The organism is Pseudomonas sp. G7(2022) (genome assembly GCF_052660475.1).
This window is the reverse complement of record NZ_CP109659.1, coordinates 2,734,562-2,751,331: the sequence shown is the minus strand read 5'-3', so window position 1 is coordinate 2,751,331 and position 16,770 is coordinate 2,734,562. Positions and strand designations below refer to the sequence as shown.

Annotated in this window: 19 protein-coding genes and 1 pseudogene; 12 read left to right on the top strand and 8 right to left on the bottom strand. The window is 58.8% G+C overall.

What is annotated here, in order from left to right:
- Nucleotides 1–161 precede the first annotated feature (161 nt).
- Nucleotides 162–1,106 (bottom strand): helix-turn-helix domain-containing protein, encoded by a 945-nt coding sequence (locus NE357_RS12325; protein WP_169430083.1) that lies wholly within the window; start codon nucleotides 1,104–1,106, stop codon nucleotides 162–164.
- Between the two features lie 284 nt (nucleotides 1,107–1,390).
- On the opposite strand from NE357_RS12325, the gene NE357_RS12320 reads away from it, so the two are divergent.
- The 4 genes from NE357_RS12320 to NE357_RS12305 all read left to right on the top strand — a co-directional run bounded on the left by NE357_RS12320 (nucleotide 1,391) and on the right by NE357_RS12305 (nucleotide 3,902).
- Complete coding sequence (locus NE357_RS12320; protein ID WP_011333890.1) at nucleotides 1,391–2,155, top strand: SDR family NAD(P)-dependent oxidoreductase; 765 nt, start codon at nucleotides 1,391–1,393, stop codon at nucleotides 2,153–2,155.
- Nucleotides 2,156–2,330: 175 nt separating this feature from the next.
- Nucleotides 2,331–2,621, top strand: a complete 291-nt coding sequence (locus NE357_RS12315) for a hypothetical protein (protein WP_169430082.1) — start codon at nucleotides 2,331–2,333, stop codon at nucleotides 2,619–2,621.
- Nucleotides 2,622–2,645: 24 nt separating this feature from the next.
- Nucleotides 2,646–2,903, top strand: coding sequence for an Atu4866 domain-containing protein (locus NE357_RS12310; protein ID WP_169430081.1), 258 nt, complete (start codon nucleotides 2,646–2,648; stop codon nucleotides 2,901–2,903).
- Between the two features lie 81 nt (nucleotides 2,904–2,984).
- On the top strand, nucleotides 2,985–3,902 hold the full coding sequence (locus NE357_RS12305) for an AraC family transcriptional regulator (protein ID WP_169432624.1): 918 nt from the start codon (nucleotides 2,985–2,987) through the stop codon (nucleotides 3,900–3,902).
- A 276-nt stretch (nucleotides 3,903–4,178) separates the two neighbouring features.
- Here the strand turns inward: NE357_RS12305 and NE357_RS12300 are convergent, their stop codons facing one another.
- On the bottom strand, nucleotides 4,179–4,655 hold the full coding sequence (locus NE357_RS12300) for a hemerythrin domain-containing protein (RefSeq protein ID WP_169430080.1): 477 nt from the start codon (nucleotides 4,653–4,655) through the stop codon (nucleotides 4,179–4,181).
- Nucleotides 4,656–4,983: 328 nt separating this feature from the next.
- On the opposite strand from NE357_RS12300, the gene NE357_RS12295 reads away from it, so the two are divergent.
- Nucleotides 4,984–5,604: a LysE family translocator gene (locus tag NE357_RS12295; protein ID WP_169430079.1), complete on the top strand. Its 621-nt coding sequence runs from the start codon at nucleotides 4,984–4,986 to the stop codon at nucleotides 5,602–5,604.
- Between the two features lie 115 nt (nucleotides 5,605–5,719).
- On the opposite strand, the gene NE357_RS12290 is transcribed toward NE357_RS12295, so the two are convergent.
- Together NE357_RS12290 and NE357_RS12285 are read right to left on the bottom strand one after the other, a co-directional pair.
- Nucleotides 5,720–6,181, bottom strand: a complete 462-nt coding sequence (locus NE357_RS12290) for a hypothetical protein (RefSeq protein WP_169430078.1) — start codon at nucleotides 6,179–6,181, stop codon at nucleotides 5,720–5,722.
- Between the two features lie 50 nt (nucleotides 6,182–6,231).
- The gene (locus NE357_RS12285) at nucleotides 6,232–6,660 is read right to left on the bottom strand and encodes a hypothetical protein (RefSeq protein ID WP_169430077.1); all 429 of its coding nucleotides are present in this window, start codon (nucleotides 6,658–6,660) and stop codon (nucleotides 6,232–6,234) included.
- 154 nt (nucleotides 6,661–6,814) lie between these two features.
- Between NE357_RS12285 and NE357_RS12280 the strand changes: the two genes are divergently transcribed.
- The 6 genes and pseudogenes from NE357_RS12280 to NE357_RS12255 form a co-directional block, all read left to right on the top strand.
- Nucleotides 6,815–7,162 (top strand): metalloregulator ArsR/SmtB family transcription factor, encoded by a 348-nt coding sequence (locus NE357_RS12280; RefSeq protein WP_169430076.1) that lies wholly within the window; start codon nucleotides 6,815–6,817, stop codon nucleotides 7,160–7,162.
- A gap of 9 nt (nucleotides 7,163–7,171) precedes the next feature.
- Nucleotides 7,172–7,642, top strand: a complete 471-nt coding sequence (locus NE357_RS12275; protein WP_169430075.1) for an arsenate reductase ArsC — start codon at nucleotides 7,172–7,174, stop codon at nucleotides 7,640–7,642.
- Nucleotides 7,643–7,653: 11 nt separating this feature from the next.
- The gene (gene arsH / locus NE357_RS12270; protein ID WP_169430074.1) at nucleotides 7,654–8,340 is read left to right on the top strand and encodes an arsenical resistance protein ArsH; all 687 of its coding nucleotides are present in this window, start codon (nucleotides 7,654–7,656) and stop codon (nucleotides 8,338–8,340) included.
- A 117-nt stretch (nucleotides 8,341–8,457) separates the two neighbouring features.
- Nucleotides 8,458–10,842 carry a DUF3772 domain-containing protein gene (locus NE357_RS12265; protein ID WP_169430073.1) on the top strand — a complete coding sequence of 795 codons (2,385 nt, stop codon included), beginning with the start codon at nucleotides 8,458–8,460 and terminating at the stop codon, nucleotides 10,840–10,842.
- 137 nt (nucleotides 10,843–10,979) lie between these two features.
- Nucleotides 10,980–12,626, top strand: a complete 1,647-nt coding sequence (locus NE357_RS12260; RefSeq protein WP_169430072.1) for an alkaline phosphatase D family protein — start codon at nucleotides 10,980–10,982, stop codon at nucleotides 12,624–12,626.
- Nucleotides 12,627–12,653: 27 nt separating this feature from the next.
- Nucleotides 12,654–12,770, top strand: a pseudogene (locus tag NE357_RS12255) (fluoride efflux transporter CrcB); the annotation flags it as partial.
- A 55-nt stretch (nucleotides 12,771–12,825) separates the two neighbouring features.
- Here NE357_RS12255 and NE357_RS12250 read toward each other — a convergent pair.
- The 3 genes from NE357_RS12250 to NE357_RS12240 form a co-directional block, all read right to left on the bottom strand.
- Nucleotides 12,826–12,990: a DUF2986 domain-containing protein gene (locus tag NE357_RS12250; protein ID WP_169430071.1), complete on the bottom strand. Its 165-nt coding sequence runs from the start codon at nucleotides 12,988–12,990 to the stop codon at nucleotides 12,826–12,828.
- 52 nt (nucleotides 12,991–13,042) lie between these two features.
- Nucleotides 13,043–13,738, bottom strand: coding sequence for a tRNA (adenine(22)-N(1))-methyltransferase (locus NE357_RS12245; protein WP_169430070.1), 696 nt, complete (start codon nucleotides 13,736–13,738; stop codon nucleotides 13,043–13,045).
- 116 nt (nucleotides 13,739–13,854) lie between these two features.
- Entirely contained in the window at nucleotides 13,855–14,562 is a 708-nt protein-coding gene (locus tag NE357_RS12240; RefSeq protein WP_169430069.1) for a class I SAM-dependent methyltransferase, read from the bottom strand.
- A gap of 267 nt (nucleotides 14,563–14,829) precedes the next feature.
- Here NE357_RS12240 and NE357_RS12235 point away from each other — a divergent pair, with 267 nt between their 5' ends.
- Complete coding sequence (locus tag NE357_RS12235; protein ID WP_169430068.1) at nucleotides 14,830–16,140, top strand: PBS lyase; 1,311 nt, start codon at nucleotides 14,830–14,832, stop codon at nucleotides 16,138–16,140.
- Between the two features lie 9 nt (nucleotides 16,141–16,149).
- On the opposite strand, the gene NE357_RS12230 is transcribed toward NE357_RS12235, so the two are convergent.
- Nucleotides 16,150–16,746, bottom strand: coding sequence for a LysE family translocator (locus NE357_RS12230; RefSeq protein ID WP_169430067.1), 597 nt, complete (start codon nucleotides 16,744–16,746; stop codon nucleotides 16,150–16,152).
- Nucleotides 16,747–16,770: the final 24 nt, after the last annotated feature.

The following is a 16,770-nucleotide window of genomic DNA, read 5'->3' as shown; positions in this document are numbered from 1 at the left end:
TGCATTGAGGTTCAGCACCGACCGCTGAAGACGCGTTCGTTGCTGCGGGGTACGTCGAAAAGATTAAGGGCGCGGGCCTCGTCGGCGCGTGCCGAAACCTGCGCCACTTTTGCCTATTCGTGTCTGTGTGCATCGCCTGCAAATTTGTAGCGTAGGGGCGCTCAGGCCCCACGGAACTCGCTGGGCGTTACGCCCACTTCACGCCGGAATACTTGAGAGAAGTGGCTGGGGCTTGAGTAGCCGACCTCCAGCCCGACGTCGATGACGCTGAGGCGGGTTTCCAATAGCAGGTGCCTCGCACGAACCATGCGCAAGCGAATGAAGTACTGCGACGGCGAAAGCCCCGTCGCACGCTTGAACAGGCGACTGAAGTGGTACTCGCTCAGCTCGGCAAGACCGGCCAGTGTTGCCAGGCTGAATTCAGCGCTCAGATGCGCGTTCATGGCGTCGGTGACTTTGCGCAGCTTGTAGGCTTGCAAGGTGTTGACTCGACGCCCGGGCTGGCTTTCAGCGAGATAGCTGCGCACCAGATGCACGGCCAGCGCCTGCGCCAGAGAACGGGCGAAAAGCGCGCTGGGCGAGCGTTCCAGAACCAGTTCAGTGCGCAACTGCTCCATGACAAACGCGACGCGTGCGTCCCGTGCCCCCGAAACATCGCGCAAACGCACAAGCCCGGCGTGCTGACCCGACAGCTCTCGAGACGCTTGCTCGATCAGCGGCAGCCCGAGATAAAGGTGCATGACTTCGAAGGTATCGCCTCCGCGCGTCTGCCAGCGCATTTCATACGGATCTTCGGAACTGGTGAGGAAAAAATCGCCGGCACTGACCTCGGCAGCTTCCCACTCGCCCCCCAATGCGCGCTCCTCTACCGTCGCCGCCCCGGCCAGAACCAGAACGAGCAGCGGTTCCACCACTGCAGGCACGAGAATGGGCTCAGTAACGCTGCGATGGGTGAACAGCTGAATCACGACGTCCGTGATTTCCGAGCGCGAGGGTAACGCCTGGGGTTCACCTGGCAGAAACTCACCCATCGACTCGCCGGTGATGCGCAAGTCTCGAGAAGATGTCGACATCGGTTCCTGGGAGGTGCGCCCGGTATTTGCCATGAACTTGTCCGTTTCAGATTCGGCTGTGCAACGCCAGACAGGACTCGGATGCTTGCCCGCACGCCGCGTCACGCAGACCGGTCGATGATATCGGGCTTTTCCCGTTGGTTGAATCGAGCGCCGAACCTCCCTCACTGACATTCAGCGCAAAACCCCGACAGCGTGGGCAATCTCACGAAAGCCGCGTTCGCCTCGCTGCGAGACAGTAGGCCCGTCGCCGATGACAGCGCCTCCCGGGCGCCAACACGGCTTGTCCCTACTTGATCAAATCGCTGGAGAACATCATGACCGACTTCAAGAACAGCACCCCAAACGAAGTGGCCGGTAAAGTCGCGCTGGTCACTGGCGCGGCCAGTGGCATCGGCAAGGCCATCGCACTGTTGCTGCATGCCCGCGGCGCCCAGGTCATTGCTGAAGATATAAACCCTGAGGTGGAAGCACTGGCCCGCCCCGGCCTGGTCCCCCTGGTGGCCGACATCACTCAGGACGGCGCAGCCGAACGCGCGGTCGCCCTGGCCGTCGAGCAATTCGGACGGCTGGACATTCTGGTCAACAACGCCGGCATCATCATCAACAAACTGGTGATCGACATGACCCGCGAAGACTGGGAACGCATTCAGGCGGTCAACGCCACGGCGGCCTTTTTGCATAGCCGGGAGGCGGTCAAAGCGATGATGCCCAACAAGTCCGGATCGATCGTCAACATCGCGTCCTACGCCTCCTATTTCGCCTTCCCCACCATTGCCGCCTACACCGCCTCCAAAGGCGCGCTGGCCCAACTGACGCGCACCCTGGCACTTGAGGTCATTGGCCACGGCATCCGCGTCAATGCTGTCGGTGTCGGCGATGTGGTGACCAATATCCTCAACAATGTGGTCGATGATGGCCCTGCCTTTCTCGCCCAGCATGGCGAAGCCGCGCCGATCGGCCGCGCCGCCCAACCGGAAGAAATCGCCGAAGTGGTCGCGTTCATCGCCTCGGATCGGGCCAGCTTCATGGTCGGTTCGGTGGTCATGGCCGACGGCGGGATGACCGTCACGGCCGGCTGAGCCGCAACACAACGGCGCCGCACGACAGGCTCGAGCAGGCCGAGAGGATCAGGCAAATCTGCGGCAGTTTCGTCCTAACACCGCTGAGCTCGGCTACGTAATCTGAAAGCACGCAACGGATGCACACAGGCCACGGCAGGCCGCTCAGATGAACAACGTCAATGAGGACTGAACAATGAAAAACGCAAAACGGCTTTCCCTTTCACTGGTGATCAGCGCGGTGGTGGCCTGCGCGATCAACCTTTCCTCGACCAGCCTGTACCTGGCCGCTGAGGGTGCTGATCGAACTCCCGGCATGCGCGTAAGTGAAGGTGGCAGTGATCGTACCCCCGGATTCCGCGTTGCCGCAGATGGCTCGGACCGCACGCCCGGCATGCGCGTAGCTGAAGGCGGCAGTGACCGCACACCGGGTTTTCGCGTTGCCGAAGACGGCTCTGACCGCACGGCTTTGGGTCGTATCTGCTGAGCCGGACAATCGCGGAGAAAAGTGATGAAAGATGCCAAAAAAACCACTCAGGACCATCGTTACGCAGGCATGTGGGTCACCGCAGATGGATTCATCCGTCATGAGCTTCTGACGACTGGTCGTTACGACGAGGCCCGTGGTAAAAACAAGAGCGCCTATCAGGGCCGCTACCAACTGGTCGGTGATTACATCCAGTACTGGGACGACACCGGCTTCACCGCGGATGGCCACTTTCATGACGACGTGTTGTATCACGCCGGAATGATCCTCTATCGGCAATGAGTACTTTGATGATGTCGGGTGAATATCGTCTGCCCGGGCAGTTCCGGGCAGACGCTCATGAACACTTGTGAGAGCCTTGAAATGGAACAAAGCGATGCTTTCATCCTTCAGAACACGGCCATCTACCGTGACGAACTGGTTCGCCTGCTGACGCAACGGTTTACCACACCCGGGATCTATGAGACCGCCATAGCCCCCCTGCATGTGATTCGTTTCGATGCGCCTTCGGAGCTGATCCATACCGTGCACAAACCGGCACTTTGCCTGATCGTGCAAGGACAAAAGGAAATCGGCCTGGGTGACGACCACTACCTGTACGACCCCCTCAGCTACCTGGTGGTGTCGGTCACCCTTCCGGTGTCCGGCCGCGTACTGATGGCCAGCCCGGAGGCGCCCTACCTGTGTATCCGGTTTGATTTCGAGGCCACGGAAATCGCTCAGGTCATCGCCGACGCTCCGCCGGCGGGCATACCGGACGAGCCGGAGCTTGGCCTTTTTCTTGAGAAAGTCGATGTGCCCCTGCTGGAAACAATGCTGCGGCTGGTCCGGCTGCTGGAAACACCGAAAGACATCGGCATGCTGGCACCGCTCGCCCTTCGCGAGTTGTATTACCGCCTCCTGCGGGGTGCGCATGGACGTCGTCTGTACGAGCTTGCCCTCGGCGACTCGCAAACACGGCGAGTAACACGGGCCATCGATTGGTTGAACAACCACTACACCCAACCCTTGCGCATCGAAGAACTCGCCCGGGTCGCCAATTTGGGCAACTCCACATTGCATCATCGCTTCAAGGCAGTGACCGCCATGAGTCCGCTGCAGTATCAGAAACAACTGCGCCTGCAGGAAGCCCGCCGCCTGTTGCTTGGCGAGGGGCTGGATGTGGCAAGCGCCTGTTATCGAGTGGGCTACGAAAGTCCTTCGCAATTCAGCCGGGAATACAGTCGCCAGTTCGGATGCCCGCCCTCCAGAGATGCCAGCCGGGTTCGGCATCCTGCGTGATCGCCTGGCCGGCGGCCTACGGCTGATTTTGAGTCCTCGCGGCCAGAAATATCTCTTCGAAATCACTGTCGGGCAGCGGTCGGAGGCTTAAGTTTCTCCCGGACAAAACGGGTTGCCAGTTGAAGTCGTGCCCTGGGGCTGATTGCCTCCTCGGTTTACCGTTTCTCTGAAGCGTGTTGGCACAAGACAAATATGGATGCGCCAGGCGTATCCACAGGAAAAGCCCGGCATTAAGCCGGGCTTTTGATTGCACCGCAGGTTCGTCTGTCTATTTGTTCAGGCCGCCATATTCGACCCGTTGAGGCTTTTCTTCAGTGAAGCTTTCATCACTTCCATTTCCTTGCCCAACGCCTCGAGCTTCGCATTGCCCAAAAGCTTTTTGGCCTGGGGAAACATCTCGGTTTCCTCTTCCTCGATATGATGTTCCAGAAGCTCTTTGACCACCTTCACGCGGCCGGCGAATTCGGGTGTAGAAGGATCGGTGGATTTCAGGTCAGGCAATACCAGTGAATCCACGGTGCGATGCTCTTCTTTCGCCTCGTAGTACATTTCATCCTGTTCCTTACCGCCTGCTTCCTTGAAAGCCGGATACAGAATCTGTTCCTCGAGCTGGGTATGAATGGTAATTTCCAGTTCAAGCTTTTCGAGCAACTCCGCACGTTTTTTTAATGCGCGATCAGTGGATTCACTGAGTTGATTCAGAATGCCCTTAACTTTTTCGTGGTCAGTTTTCAGAAGGTCGATGGCGTTCATTTGAGGCCTCTATCACGGATTATTGTTCGCCGATCCAGGTCGGCAATTTTCGCGTAATTCCAGACAGACCTCGCATATTGTGTGCCAGCCCCTCAGATTTTAGAGGTCATTAAACATCAACGGGTTGCGCAAGGTGATGGCCAAATATAGGCATGCACTCTGCATGAATGGGGGTTGAGGTTCTTGCAAATAGCGGAAGCGGCCCCGCCCCTCATCGTTTCAAGCTGCCGGTCACGCTGGCGATTTCGACCCCCGCCTCATCTCCCTGCTGGATCCCCCCGCCTGAAACCGCTACCGTTCCCCATCCAGAACAGGAAACCCACGCGCCATGTCCATCGCCGACAACCTCCTGGCCTTCACCCTCGCCGCCACACTGCTGACCCTGACACCCGGCCTCGACACCGCGCTGGTCCTGCGCACCGCCACCGTCGAAGGCAAGCAACAGGCCTTGCGCGCGGCGTTGGGCATCAATGCCGGTTGTCTGTTGTGGGGCGCGGCGGTGGCGTTTGGGTTGGGGGCATTGATTGCGGTGTCGGAGCTGGCCTACAACCTGTTGCAGTACTGCGGCGCGGCGTATCTGGCGTGGCTGGGGTTGAACATGCTGCTGCGCCCTCGCCGCTCGCTGGCGCCCGCCGAAGTCAATGGCAAGCCGAGGGGCAGCTGGTTCTTGAAGGGCATGCTGGGCAACGTGCTCAATCCCAAGGTGGGGATTTTCTACGTGTCGTTTCTGCCGCAGTTTATTCCTCAAGGGCAGCCGCTGGTGCCGTGGACGTTCGGACTGGTGAGCATTCATGTGATGCTCGGGTTGATCTGGTCGCTGGTGCTGATCGGCGCAACACAGCCGCTGTCCGGTTTCCTGCGGCGCGAGAAGGTGATTCGCTGGATGGATCGCACCACCGGGATGATTTTCGTGCTGTTTGCGGCGCGGTTGGCTTTCAGCAAGCGCTGAATCGCCCGAACTTACAGTCAAAAAACAAAAGGGGGATTTTGAATGCTTATTCAAAATCCCCCTCTTCGTTCAATGGCTGAAAGCACGGTACTTCACAGCCATCGCGTCAATTTTGTCAGTGCACACGCTTACCAACGACTTCACCGGTCGCCGCATCTTCCAGCCAAACCTCCAGCCGGTTGAGACCCACATATTGCGAGCGGGCGATGATCTTTTGACCGGGTTTGCCTTCGAACTCCAGATCGGCGAACAGGAAGTGCAACGGCAGATTGTATTCCAGTTGAATCGTGTATTTCCCCGGGATCAGCACTGCACGCTGGGGGGAATCATTCTTGTAGTAGTAAGTGGAAAACGGAATATTCCCCACTTTCTTGTCGTTGATTCTAATGATGTTCAGGTTTGGCTCGCCGTCCCCCCAGGAGCGCTGGGGCCTTCCTGCATAGGTATCGGTTTCGATGACGGTGTAACGGGATTCGTCGCTCGGCTCACCGGACTTTACGTTCGAATACGCAGGCATTTCTGCACAACCCTGCAGGCACAGCAACAGGACGAGCGTCGGTATCGCAATCTTGATCATGGGTAAATCTGCACTGATTGAAAATAAAAAACTGAGGCGCTGAAAGGCAATCAAGCCAAAGCGTTGCTGGTTTCGCCGCGCAAATAAGCAATGAAGCCAGCCCAATCGTGCTGCTGGTATTTTTCCAGCATGCGTTTGGGCAGTTTTATCTGAGACAGGCGCCAATCAATGGATTGCGCCCACTCGGATTCGGCCAGAATTTGCTGGCCCGTGAAGTAGCGAACTTCATCGGCGGTGGTGTTGTAGATCAGAAAGATCCGCTCGGGATTCATGCTGACCGCTGCGCGACTGAGTCCCCGCTGGTTGTTCCAGTTCACGCCGCTTTTGACTTGCACTTCGAAGTATCGGCCGTTGTGCCCGACGATTCCGTCAATGCCTTTATCGTCGACCAGGGATGGGAAAACGTCGAAGCCGGCTTCCAGTAGATAACCCCAGATGGCGAACTCATTGCGTTTGCCGATGGCCAGTTTGTTCTTCATGCCTTGTATCCTTGCACGCTGTCCGAGGAGGCTGTTTGCCAGCCTCACCTCCATGAAGGCCACATGCTATCACTCGCCTCAGAAAAATTCAGACCTTGCCCAGCACATACGGAAATCCGTATATTCGGCTTTCCACATATATAACGGCACTCCCATGCTTGACCCTACCTCCGTTTTCAAATGCCTCGCCGACGAAACCCGCGCCCGGGCCACGCTGCTGATCACCCGTGAGGGTGAGTTATGTGTCTGCGAACTGGTCTGCGCGCTGGACGACAGTCAGCCGAAAATCTCCCGCCATCTCGCGCAGCTGCGCACCTGTGGTCTGTTGCTGGATCGTCGCCAGGGCCAGTGGGTTTATTACCGGCTCAACCCTGACCTGCCCACCTGGATCCGCACCCTGCTTGAAACCACATTGGCCGCCAACACCGCCTGGCTGGAAGCAAACAGCGCGCGTCTGGCCACCATGGGCGACCGCCCGCTCAATACATCTGCCTGCTGCTGAGGACCGATCATGCGCGTTCTATTCATGTGTACCGCCAACAGCTGCCGCAGCATTCTGTCCGAAGCGATGTTCAATCACCTGGCACCCCAAGGTTTCGAAGCGGTCAGCGCCGGCAGTTTTCCCAAGGGCCAGGTGCTGCCGCGCAGCCTGACCACGTTGCAGGAGGCCGGCATTTCCACCGCCGGGTTGAGCAGCAAGGGCAACGAAGCCTTCGAAGACAACCCGCCGGACATCGTCATCACCGTGTGCGACAAGGCCGCCGGTGAAGCCTGCCCGGTGTACTTCGGCCCGGCCCTGAAAGCCCATTGGGGACTGGAGGATCCGTCGGAAATCCGCGGCGACGAGGCTGCCATCCACGCAGCCTTTCACGCCACCCTCGCCCGGATCGAAACCCGCTGCCGCGCCTTCCTCGCCCTGCCCTTCGCCGAACTTGACCGCGATGCCCTCAAGCGCGAGCTCGACCGCATCAGCACGCTGTAACCGGAGCCGACATGACCGACCTGCCCAATCTCGACACAACACTGATTCAGAAAACCGCCCGCAGCGACGCGCACAAACCACGCATTCTGTTGCTCTACGGCTCGACCCGCCCGCGTTCCTTCAGCCGTTTACTGGTGGAAGAAGCCGCACGACTGCTGGAGCACTTTGGCGCCGAGACACGAATCTTCAATCCTTCGGGTCTGCCGCTGCCGGACGACGCACCCGGCGATCACCCGAAAGTCCAGGAACTGCTCGAGCTGATGCAATGGTCCGAAGGCCAGGTCTGGTGTTCGCCCGAACGTCACGGCGCGATGTCGGCGGTGTTCAAGGCGCAGATCGACTGGGTGCCGCTGGCCCTCGGTGCGGTGCGTCCGACCCAGGGCAAGACCCTGGCGGTGATGCAGGTCTGCGGAGGTTCGCAATCGTTCAACGTGGTCAATCAACTGCGCGTGCTGGGCCGCTGGATGCGCATGTTCACCATCCCCAATCAATCGTCGGTACCCAAGGCCTATCTGGAATTCGACGAAGGTAATCGCATGAAACCCTCGGCGCTGTACGACCGGGTGGTCGACGTGATGGAAGAGCTGGTGAAATTCACGCTGTTGCTGCGTGATCGCCCGGACCTGGTGGATCGCTATTCCGAGCGCAAGGAATCGGCTGAGGAATTGATGCAGCGGGTCAATCAGCGGTCGATCTGAATAACCGCAACACCGCGAACGGTGGCCCGTCGCCCGGGTCACCGAAACTTTTCCGCGCCCTCCGGCCCCATCACCTAACCTCAATGTTTGTGTGATCAACCGGACTCGCCCATTCTCATGCGTAATGCATTGAAGTTATTGATGTTCATCACCCTGACGCTGCTCTGTCCGGGTGTCTCGATGGTGTCGGCCGCCGACCTGCCCGGCACGCCCGATGTCGGCGCCCCGCTCCCCGGCGTCACCCAGAATGATCTGCAAGCGTTGCAGCAACGCCTTGACGGCCTCAAGCAGCAAATCTCGTCCGCCAACAATTACAACCAGCTCGAAGGCCCCCAGGATCGGGTGCAGGCGTTCATTCTGGACATCGACCGGTTGTCGACCTCGCTGTTGCCACAACAGGCGCAGCTGACGGTACAACTGGGCGTGCTGGGCGCAGCGCCGACGGAAACGGTAGCCGCCGAACAGGCCGATATCGCCGAACAGCGGGCGGCGCTGATCGAGCAGAAGAACAAGGTCGATACCGCACTGAAAAATCTGGCCACGCTCAAGCAGAACGCCACGGACCTGATCACCCAGATCGCCGGCATTCGCCGCACGTTGCTGGAAAGCGAACTGACCCTGCGCACCGACAGCGTGCTCAGCCCTGATTTCTGGTCGCCGATGATCGATCCCGATCCTGCCGATCGCCAACGCTTGCAGATGTTCGTTGACCAGATCAAGGAAACCGGTACCGAGGCCTGGCAGCCGGAGCAACGGTTCTACACCGGCGTGCTGGTGGTGCTGTCCTTCATTGTCTGGACCCTGGGCCGACGTCTCGCCGACCGTTGGCTGGCGTGGGTGTGCATCCATCGCATGCCCGAAGGCCGGTTGCGCCGCAGCTCGCTGGCCTTCGCCTCGGCGCTGGCGACACTGGCGACCACCGCGATAGCCCTGGAACTGCTGTATTACGCCTGCACCCGGCATGTGCCGCTGCCACCGATGCTGGCGACGTTCTCCGACGAATTCCAGAAAGTCGTGTACGCCTGCGTGATGATTACCGGCCTGAGCCGGGCGTTGCTGTCGACCGAGCACCCGTCGTGGCGGCTGCCGGTGATTGCCGAACCGGTGGCCCTCACGCTCAAGCCTTTCGCCAGAATCCTCGCCGCGACGCTGCTGGTGCTGGTGACGGCGGTGCAGGTCGGCAATGCGTCCGGTATGAGCAGCCAGATCGTGATCACCGGCCGCGGTGTGATCGCATTGGTGGTGTTGGGCATCATCACGGTGCTGCTGATGCGCGTCGGCGAGGTGCGCAAGGAGTTGGCGGCGACAGGAGATGCGCAGGCGACGGGCAATACCCTCGCCGGGGTGATTTACACCGTGACCACGCTGGCGATGGTCATTTCACTCGGCACGTTGTTGACAGGCTACGTATCGCTGGCGCGGTTCATCACCTATGAGTTGGTGTGGGCGTTTATCGTGCTTTCCGGTTTCTACCTGCTGATGCAGTTGCTCAAGGACAGCTGCGAATACTTCTTCTCGCCCCGCCACTCCAGCGGCAAGGCCTTGAAGCAGCTGCTGGGTGTCGGCGACCGGCGACTTGAGCAGGCCTCGACCCTGCTGGCCGGCGTGGGCCGGGCGGCGTTGCTGTTGCTGGCTGTGATCACGCTGTTCGTCGGCGGCATCGGCACCACGCTGGGTCAATTGGCAAACAACATCGGCACCATTCTCGGCGGTGCCGGCCTGCGCAAGCTGAACATCGTCCCCGGTCACTTGCTCAACGCGGTGCTGGCCCTGTTGATCGGTATCTACCTGATTCGCGCCCTGCGCCGCTGGCTCGACAACGAGTTCCTGCCCAAGACCGACATGGACCCGGGCATGTGCGCGTCACTCAGCACGCTGTTTTCCAACATCGGCTACGCCGTGGTGATTCTGTTGACGCTGTCGTCGCTGGGCGTGCAATGGACCAACCTGGCGTGGATCGTCAGCGCCCTGTCGGTGGGCATCGGTTTCGGTCTGCAGGAGATCGTGAAGAACTTCGTTTCCGGGCTGATCCTGCTGACCGAACGCCCGGTCAAGGTCGGCGACCTGATCAGCATCAGCGGCGTCGAGGGCGACATTCGCCGGATCAACGTGCGTGCCACCGAGATCCAGCTCAGCGACCGCTCCATCGTGATCGTGCCCAACTCGCAACTGATTTCGCAGAACCTGCGCAACGTCACCCTCGGCGGCAGCGCCCAGGGCGTGGCGACGCTGGAACTGATGTTCCCGCTGGACATCGACCCCGAGCAAGTCAAAAGCCTGCTGCTCGACACCTACAAAGAGCACGAAACCATCCTCGGCAAACCGGCGCCGTTCGTGCGTTTCAGCAAACTTTCACCCGATGGCATCACGCTGACCGTGACGGGTTATGTCGACAGCCCAAGGATTGTCGGCAAGACCAAGAGTGATCTGTTGTTCGAGATACTCAAGCGGCTGGGGGCGGCGGGGATCGAATTGGCCAAGCCACCGCAGCCGGGCGGTTGAGGCCCTTGAGCCCAATGAGCCGATACCCTCTATAGTCAAATCGCGCACCTCATGGGGATTCGTCAGAAGTTTGCTGTTGGCCGTGTTCGATCAGAACGCCAGTTCCCCTGACAACCCAAGTGAAAATGGAGAAAGTCATGGCCTTGGTCGATCCGCGGAACAACGAATACGACGTGAACAAACTTGGCACTGCCAGCATTGTCGGGCACGTAAGCACTGACAGTGCTCGAATCTGGATTCGCGTCTATAAGGCAGGAGAATGGGCGCTGGTCTGGTCCGAAAAGGCGTTGGTCGGGGACCTGTTCACGCTTGACGACAAACCCATTGAACTGTTCCTCAAAAACCAGGGGGGCGACCCGAAAAACATACTGTCGTACAAGTTCAGTGAAGACTCGGACCTGACCAACACCTTTGATATAGCCAATCTGAAACCGAACACCACCTACTACTATTACTTGATGAGTCAGAAGCCAACGTCCAAGAGCATGTGGCGCAGAACAGAAATCGGATATCAAAAGCTCTACTCCTTTACCACCATGGCGCAATCCATGCCTGACTTCAGCTTTGGATTCTATAGCTGCCATGACCCGTTCAACGCCAATAACAGCAATGGTGCGTGGCCATTGTTTCTCAGCAGGGCCAATAACGCGAAAGTCAGATTTGTCATTGGCGGTGGCGACCAGGTCTATGTGGACTGCCAGGAAAACAAATACTTTCCAGACATCTGGGAATGGCTGCAGAACAACAAGGACGATCTGATCACGGCATTCACAAAAGACGGAAAACTGCTCACCGCTGGTCTTGATGCCTACCTTCTGAGCCTTTACCGCTGGTATTACCGTGTGTACTGGAATTTCCCTCAAATGCAGGAGATCTTTTCGAAAACGCCTCAATACATGATTTGGGATGACCATGAAATCATGGATGGCTGGGGATCGCGAACCAACAAGGAGCGTCTGGAAATTCTTTCAAGGTACTTCAAGAAAGACGACCCAGACATTGACCAGCAACTTATAAACTCGATGTGGAATGCCGCAAGAACAGCCTATTTTGAATATGGCCACAGTCACAACCCTCCCACCAACATTGTCAGGTCGTTATTGAAAACACCCGAAAAATGCGTCTGGGACTATAACTTCATGAAGGGGACAACCCCCTTCTATGTGCTCGACCTGCGCGGGCATCATGATGTTGAAAGGGCCAAAAACAGGCTGCTTGGAGATGATCAGGTTGACCGCTTTCTAGGCTGGCTGGATACGCCGCCCGTCAAAAAATCAAAAATCGTGTTTGTGGTCAGTTCCGTTCCAGTCGTTCACTGGCGATCCATCGTCCTGACGGCAGGGTCCTTGATTAACAGTCTCAAGGACGACTTCATGGATGAATGGGATCATCCCTCCAACCATGTTGAAAGAAACCTTCTGCTGGAAAAGATATTCGCCGCCTTCGATGCCGAAGGCCGGACCCTGGTGTTTTTAAGCGGCGATGTGCATTGTGCTGCCGCCTTCAGGTTGCAGCACCAGATCTATCGCAGGGCCAACGTTTACCAGATTACCTCGAGTGCCATTTCGCGAATGCCCGCCGGGCAGACTGTTTCTGGCGCAATAGCCAAATCCGGTACGCTGAGTGGTAATGACAATGTCCAGTTCGAGCACCTGTTCAGCCATTCGGAAGACAAGAACTTCGCCATTTTCCACGTGAAAAACAGTGATTCGATCACCGTCGATCTGTGCTGGCCTGGCGGCACCGAAGGCGAAGCCGTCATCAAGACCCTCGAGTTGAAATAGACCAAAAAAGGGGCCAGCCGAAACGGTGCTTTGATTCAGGAGGGACTACTGCTCTGGGCACTCGGCTCGATTTCGGTACACGTCGTCGCCTCGCTCGCAATGACTGCGGCGGGGCTGTTGTCCCATCAATTGATTGGCACGCGTCAAGGAGACAAAACCGTACGATGCGGGCGCTTTGTATCTGCTGCGTTAACCTGCATCACTCTTCAGTGGAAAGGCTCGGCGCCTGGCTGGCTTCAGCTTCCATCTTCAAGCGGTCAGCCTTGCTGATGTACTTGGGTTTGTTGCTTTTCGGCGCCAGTTTGGCGTTGGCCTTTCTGGATTTTTCCTTGAAGAGTTGTTGCAGTTTCTTCTGACGGTTCATGGTGTCTTGCCTGGCTTGAAAGTGGATGAATGATATCAGCGTTGGGGCTGTCTCACCCCAGCACGTCATTGATCCAGCGCACCTGCCGCACCAGATCCTGCACCTTGTGCTCGCACACCCCGTGCCGCGCCCGCCCGAAGTGGTTCAGGGTCTGCTGCTTGTGTCGCAACCGGTGCTGCCACTTTGTGACAAACGCAGGGCTGCGCGCCTGCAATTGATGCGGGCCGAAGTACAGTTCTTCTTCGGTGTAGGTCACCGGGTCGCCGCGCTCGGCGACGATGATTTCGTAGTCGAAGCGATTTTCCCGCAGGACTTCTTCGCAGAGGATTCGGTAGTCGTTGTCCATCAGCCATTGCCGCAGGGGTTGCTCGCCGCCGTTGGGTTGCAGGATCAGGCGTTCGTGACCGCTGAGGCGCACCTTGCCGGCCTCGAGGATGTCGCGGATGGTCTCGCCGCCCATGCCACAAATGCTGATCGCGGTGATTGCGTCTTGGGGCTCGATGGCCGTCAGGCCATCGGCCAGGCGCACGGTGATCTTTTGACTCAGATCGTTCTCACGCACAGTGCGCTCGGCCGAGCGAAACGGCGTCAACGCCATCTCCCCCGCCACCGCCGCCTCGATGGCGCCGCGACGCATCAACGCCACCGGCAGGTAGCCGTGATCCGAGCCGATATCGGCCAGGCGCGCACCGGCGGGTACGTGCGCAGCTACACGCTCCAGGCGCATGGACAATGTCTGTTCGTTCAACCGCAACCCCTTTCACTCTGAACGCCCGGCGTTGGTGGCCGGATCGGGGCGCGATTCTGGGGGGCAACGGCGGAGATTTCAAATCCGTGTGGTCGGATTCGTCGCTCGGCCCCGGATCAACGCACTCGACGCGTCAACCACGCACCCCAGAACAGACTGCTGAAAAACCGGGTGGCCTCGCCGAACCCGGCTTCATGCAACAGCTTTTGAACCGCCGCTTCGGAATGCGGAGGATCGGCGCCCTGAAGAATTTTCCCCAGTTTGGCCTTCACCTCATCGGCGCTGGCCCCGTTCTGGCGCCAACGCTGTCCCCACGCTTCCAGTAGCAACGGTTGGCTGGCATACGCGTAGTGATTGCCGGCCACGATCAGCGGAGCACCCGGCTTCAAACGAGCCCGAATGGATTGCAAAAGCGCTCGCTTGGCCTCATCGCCTTCCAGATGATGCAGAACCCCGATCACCGTGGCGGCGTCGTATGACTCATCGGCAGGCAAATCATCGACCGGCCCGAGATGCAGATCCGTTCGCGCCAGCAAGTCGTGTGTCCGCAACTGCTCGGTCGCCGCCGCCAACATCGGCTCGGAAGGATCAACCGCCATGAATCGCCAGCCAGGCTCCAGACCTCCCATGGCGATGATTTCCTGAGCCGTCCCGCCGGCGCCCACCGCCAGAATCCGCGCCGAACCGGCATTACCGAGGCTGGCCGCCAGCATGCACGCGGCAAGGTCATGGCAAGCGTCATAACCCGCCAGCGCAATACGGCTTTGCTTGCCGTATTCATTGGCGCGGGAGGTGTCGAATTTTCCAGTAGAGCAAGATTTCAAGGCAGTTTCTCCGTGTCCTTGAATCACCCTACGTCACGAGCATCGATAATAGAAATTCATTGATTTTATGCGGTGCATTCCTGCCAGGAATGTGGAAGGTATCTCCTGCACTGTCTGCGCGGTTCCCACGCCGAGCCCGAGCGAATCGACAGTTACGCCTGCGACCGAAAAATCAGTAAAGTGGCCACCCTGCACCCGGACAACGACAGAAAGGATCATTGCGTGACATCTCCAAAGGACTGGTGGGACCGGCTGAGGAACAAACCCATGACCGAGCCCACATGGGCGGAGTATCGGCGCAACGAAGCACTGGAACTGCTCGCAAATGCCAATGGCAGCGCTACATGGATTGAACTCAGCACTCACCACAACGGCTTCGTCCGGGAAGTTGCGGTGAGAGAACTCAGTCGCGATTGCTCCCCGCAGGCGCTTGTAGCCCTGATAGAACGGCTCAACGATTGGGTGCCACAGATTCGCGATCTGGCGTTGTCCGGGATGAACAACTACCTGAATCCCGCTCAGGCGCCTGCTTTGCTGTATGCGCTGAACTCGATCATGGCGCTGGTGGCGCGGCAGCGGGTTGACCATGCCCCCACCTACACCGCCGCACGCACTGTTCTTCAATCACCGGAAATCCGCGATGAAGTCTTCGCAGACTTTCTCGTGCGACAAGGCAAAGCCGCGCGCTACCTGTTCATGTTGCTGCTGGAAACGGATTTCGACTCGCAAAGACTTTTGCGTAGCGCCTTGGCTCATAGAGAGCTGACCGTAAGACTGGCTGCCGTGTCGGTCTGTCAGGATCTACCGCCAGCGCAGGCCTCGCCTTTACTGCTTGAGGCCCTGTCGCGTCCGGGTGCCAAGGTTCGTGTCAACATACTCCGCGCGCTCCTTCCCTTGTCCGATGATCCAGGCCAACTGTTGCCGATGGCTTTGCTCGATCCTTCGCCCGCGATTCGCAGCCTGGCGCGTTGGGCTGCGCCACGTTACGGGATCGATGCAACTAAGGTACTGGCACAGCGACTCAGCCAGGATTTCCCCACCCGCAAACGCGAATGGCTTGGCGTACTGGGTCTGGCAGCCGAGCTTGAAATCGGGCTCCAGAAGCATTGGCTGACTGAAGCGCTGAGCTCCATCTACCCCTCCGTGCGGCAGGCTGCTGTTCGCGTGCTGGGCGATGAAGATCTGTCGCTGATGCTCGGGGCGTTGAGTGATCCTTCGGAAAAAGTGTACCTCGCAGCCTACGCGCTATCAGACAAGCAGCCTTGGGCCGTGCTGAATACCAGGGTCGCCGCGAAACTGGATTACGAATGGCATGACCTGCCCCCGCAACGCAGCCGGGCGATCTTGCGTTTGATGTCGAGTTGGCAGCAGGTCGCCTATCTGCTGAAACGGCTGGAAGCAGAACCCGTGGTCGAGACATTCTGGCTGCGGCAGGTGGATCTCTGGTGCGATCGCCAGTATCAGGTAGTCGACCCGATCACCTCAAAAGACCAGCGCAACGCGTTGGTACAACGGCTCAGAGCGCTGGCCGCCAGCCGCCTTATCCAGAGTGACAGGGTTGCGCTGTTTACCAACTGAAGTCTGAACCTAGACCAACACCGCCAACCAAGCCGACAGCAACAACAAAAACGCCAGCCCGGCATTCATGCGCCTGAATGCCCGTGGCGATCCAAAGAACCGCGCGCTGCCCACGCCCAGCAGCGCCCACGCCGTCATGCACGGCAGGCAGACCAGCAGAAACACAAAGGCCAGCAACAGCATCCGCATCTGTTCATCGCCGTTTCCGCCAAACACGCTGACCACCGCCACCGCCATCATCCACACCTTGGGGTTGATCAATTGCAGGCCCACGGCGCCGAATACGCTGAAGCCGTCATCCGCCGCTGTCGCCGAGTCCAGCGACGGCGGTGTGCTGCGAAAGATCTGCCACGCCAGCCAGCTCAGCCACAGCACCCCGACCCAGGCCATCGTCTGCTGCACACGGGGATAGCGCAACAGCGTTTCGCCGACGCCGAGCCCGACCACCAGCACCACCAGTGCCGCCGACAGACAAGCACCGAAGATGATCGGCAGCGTGGCCACCATTCCGCGTCGCGAACTGTGGCTCATCACCAGAATATTGGTCGGCCCCGGGGTGATCGAGGCGACGAAGGAAAACAGCAGAAAAGGCAACAACGATTCCATGGCATGGACTCCGGATCAGAACAG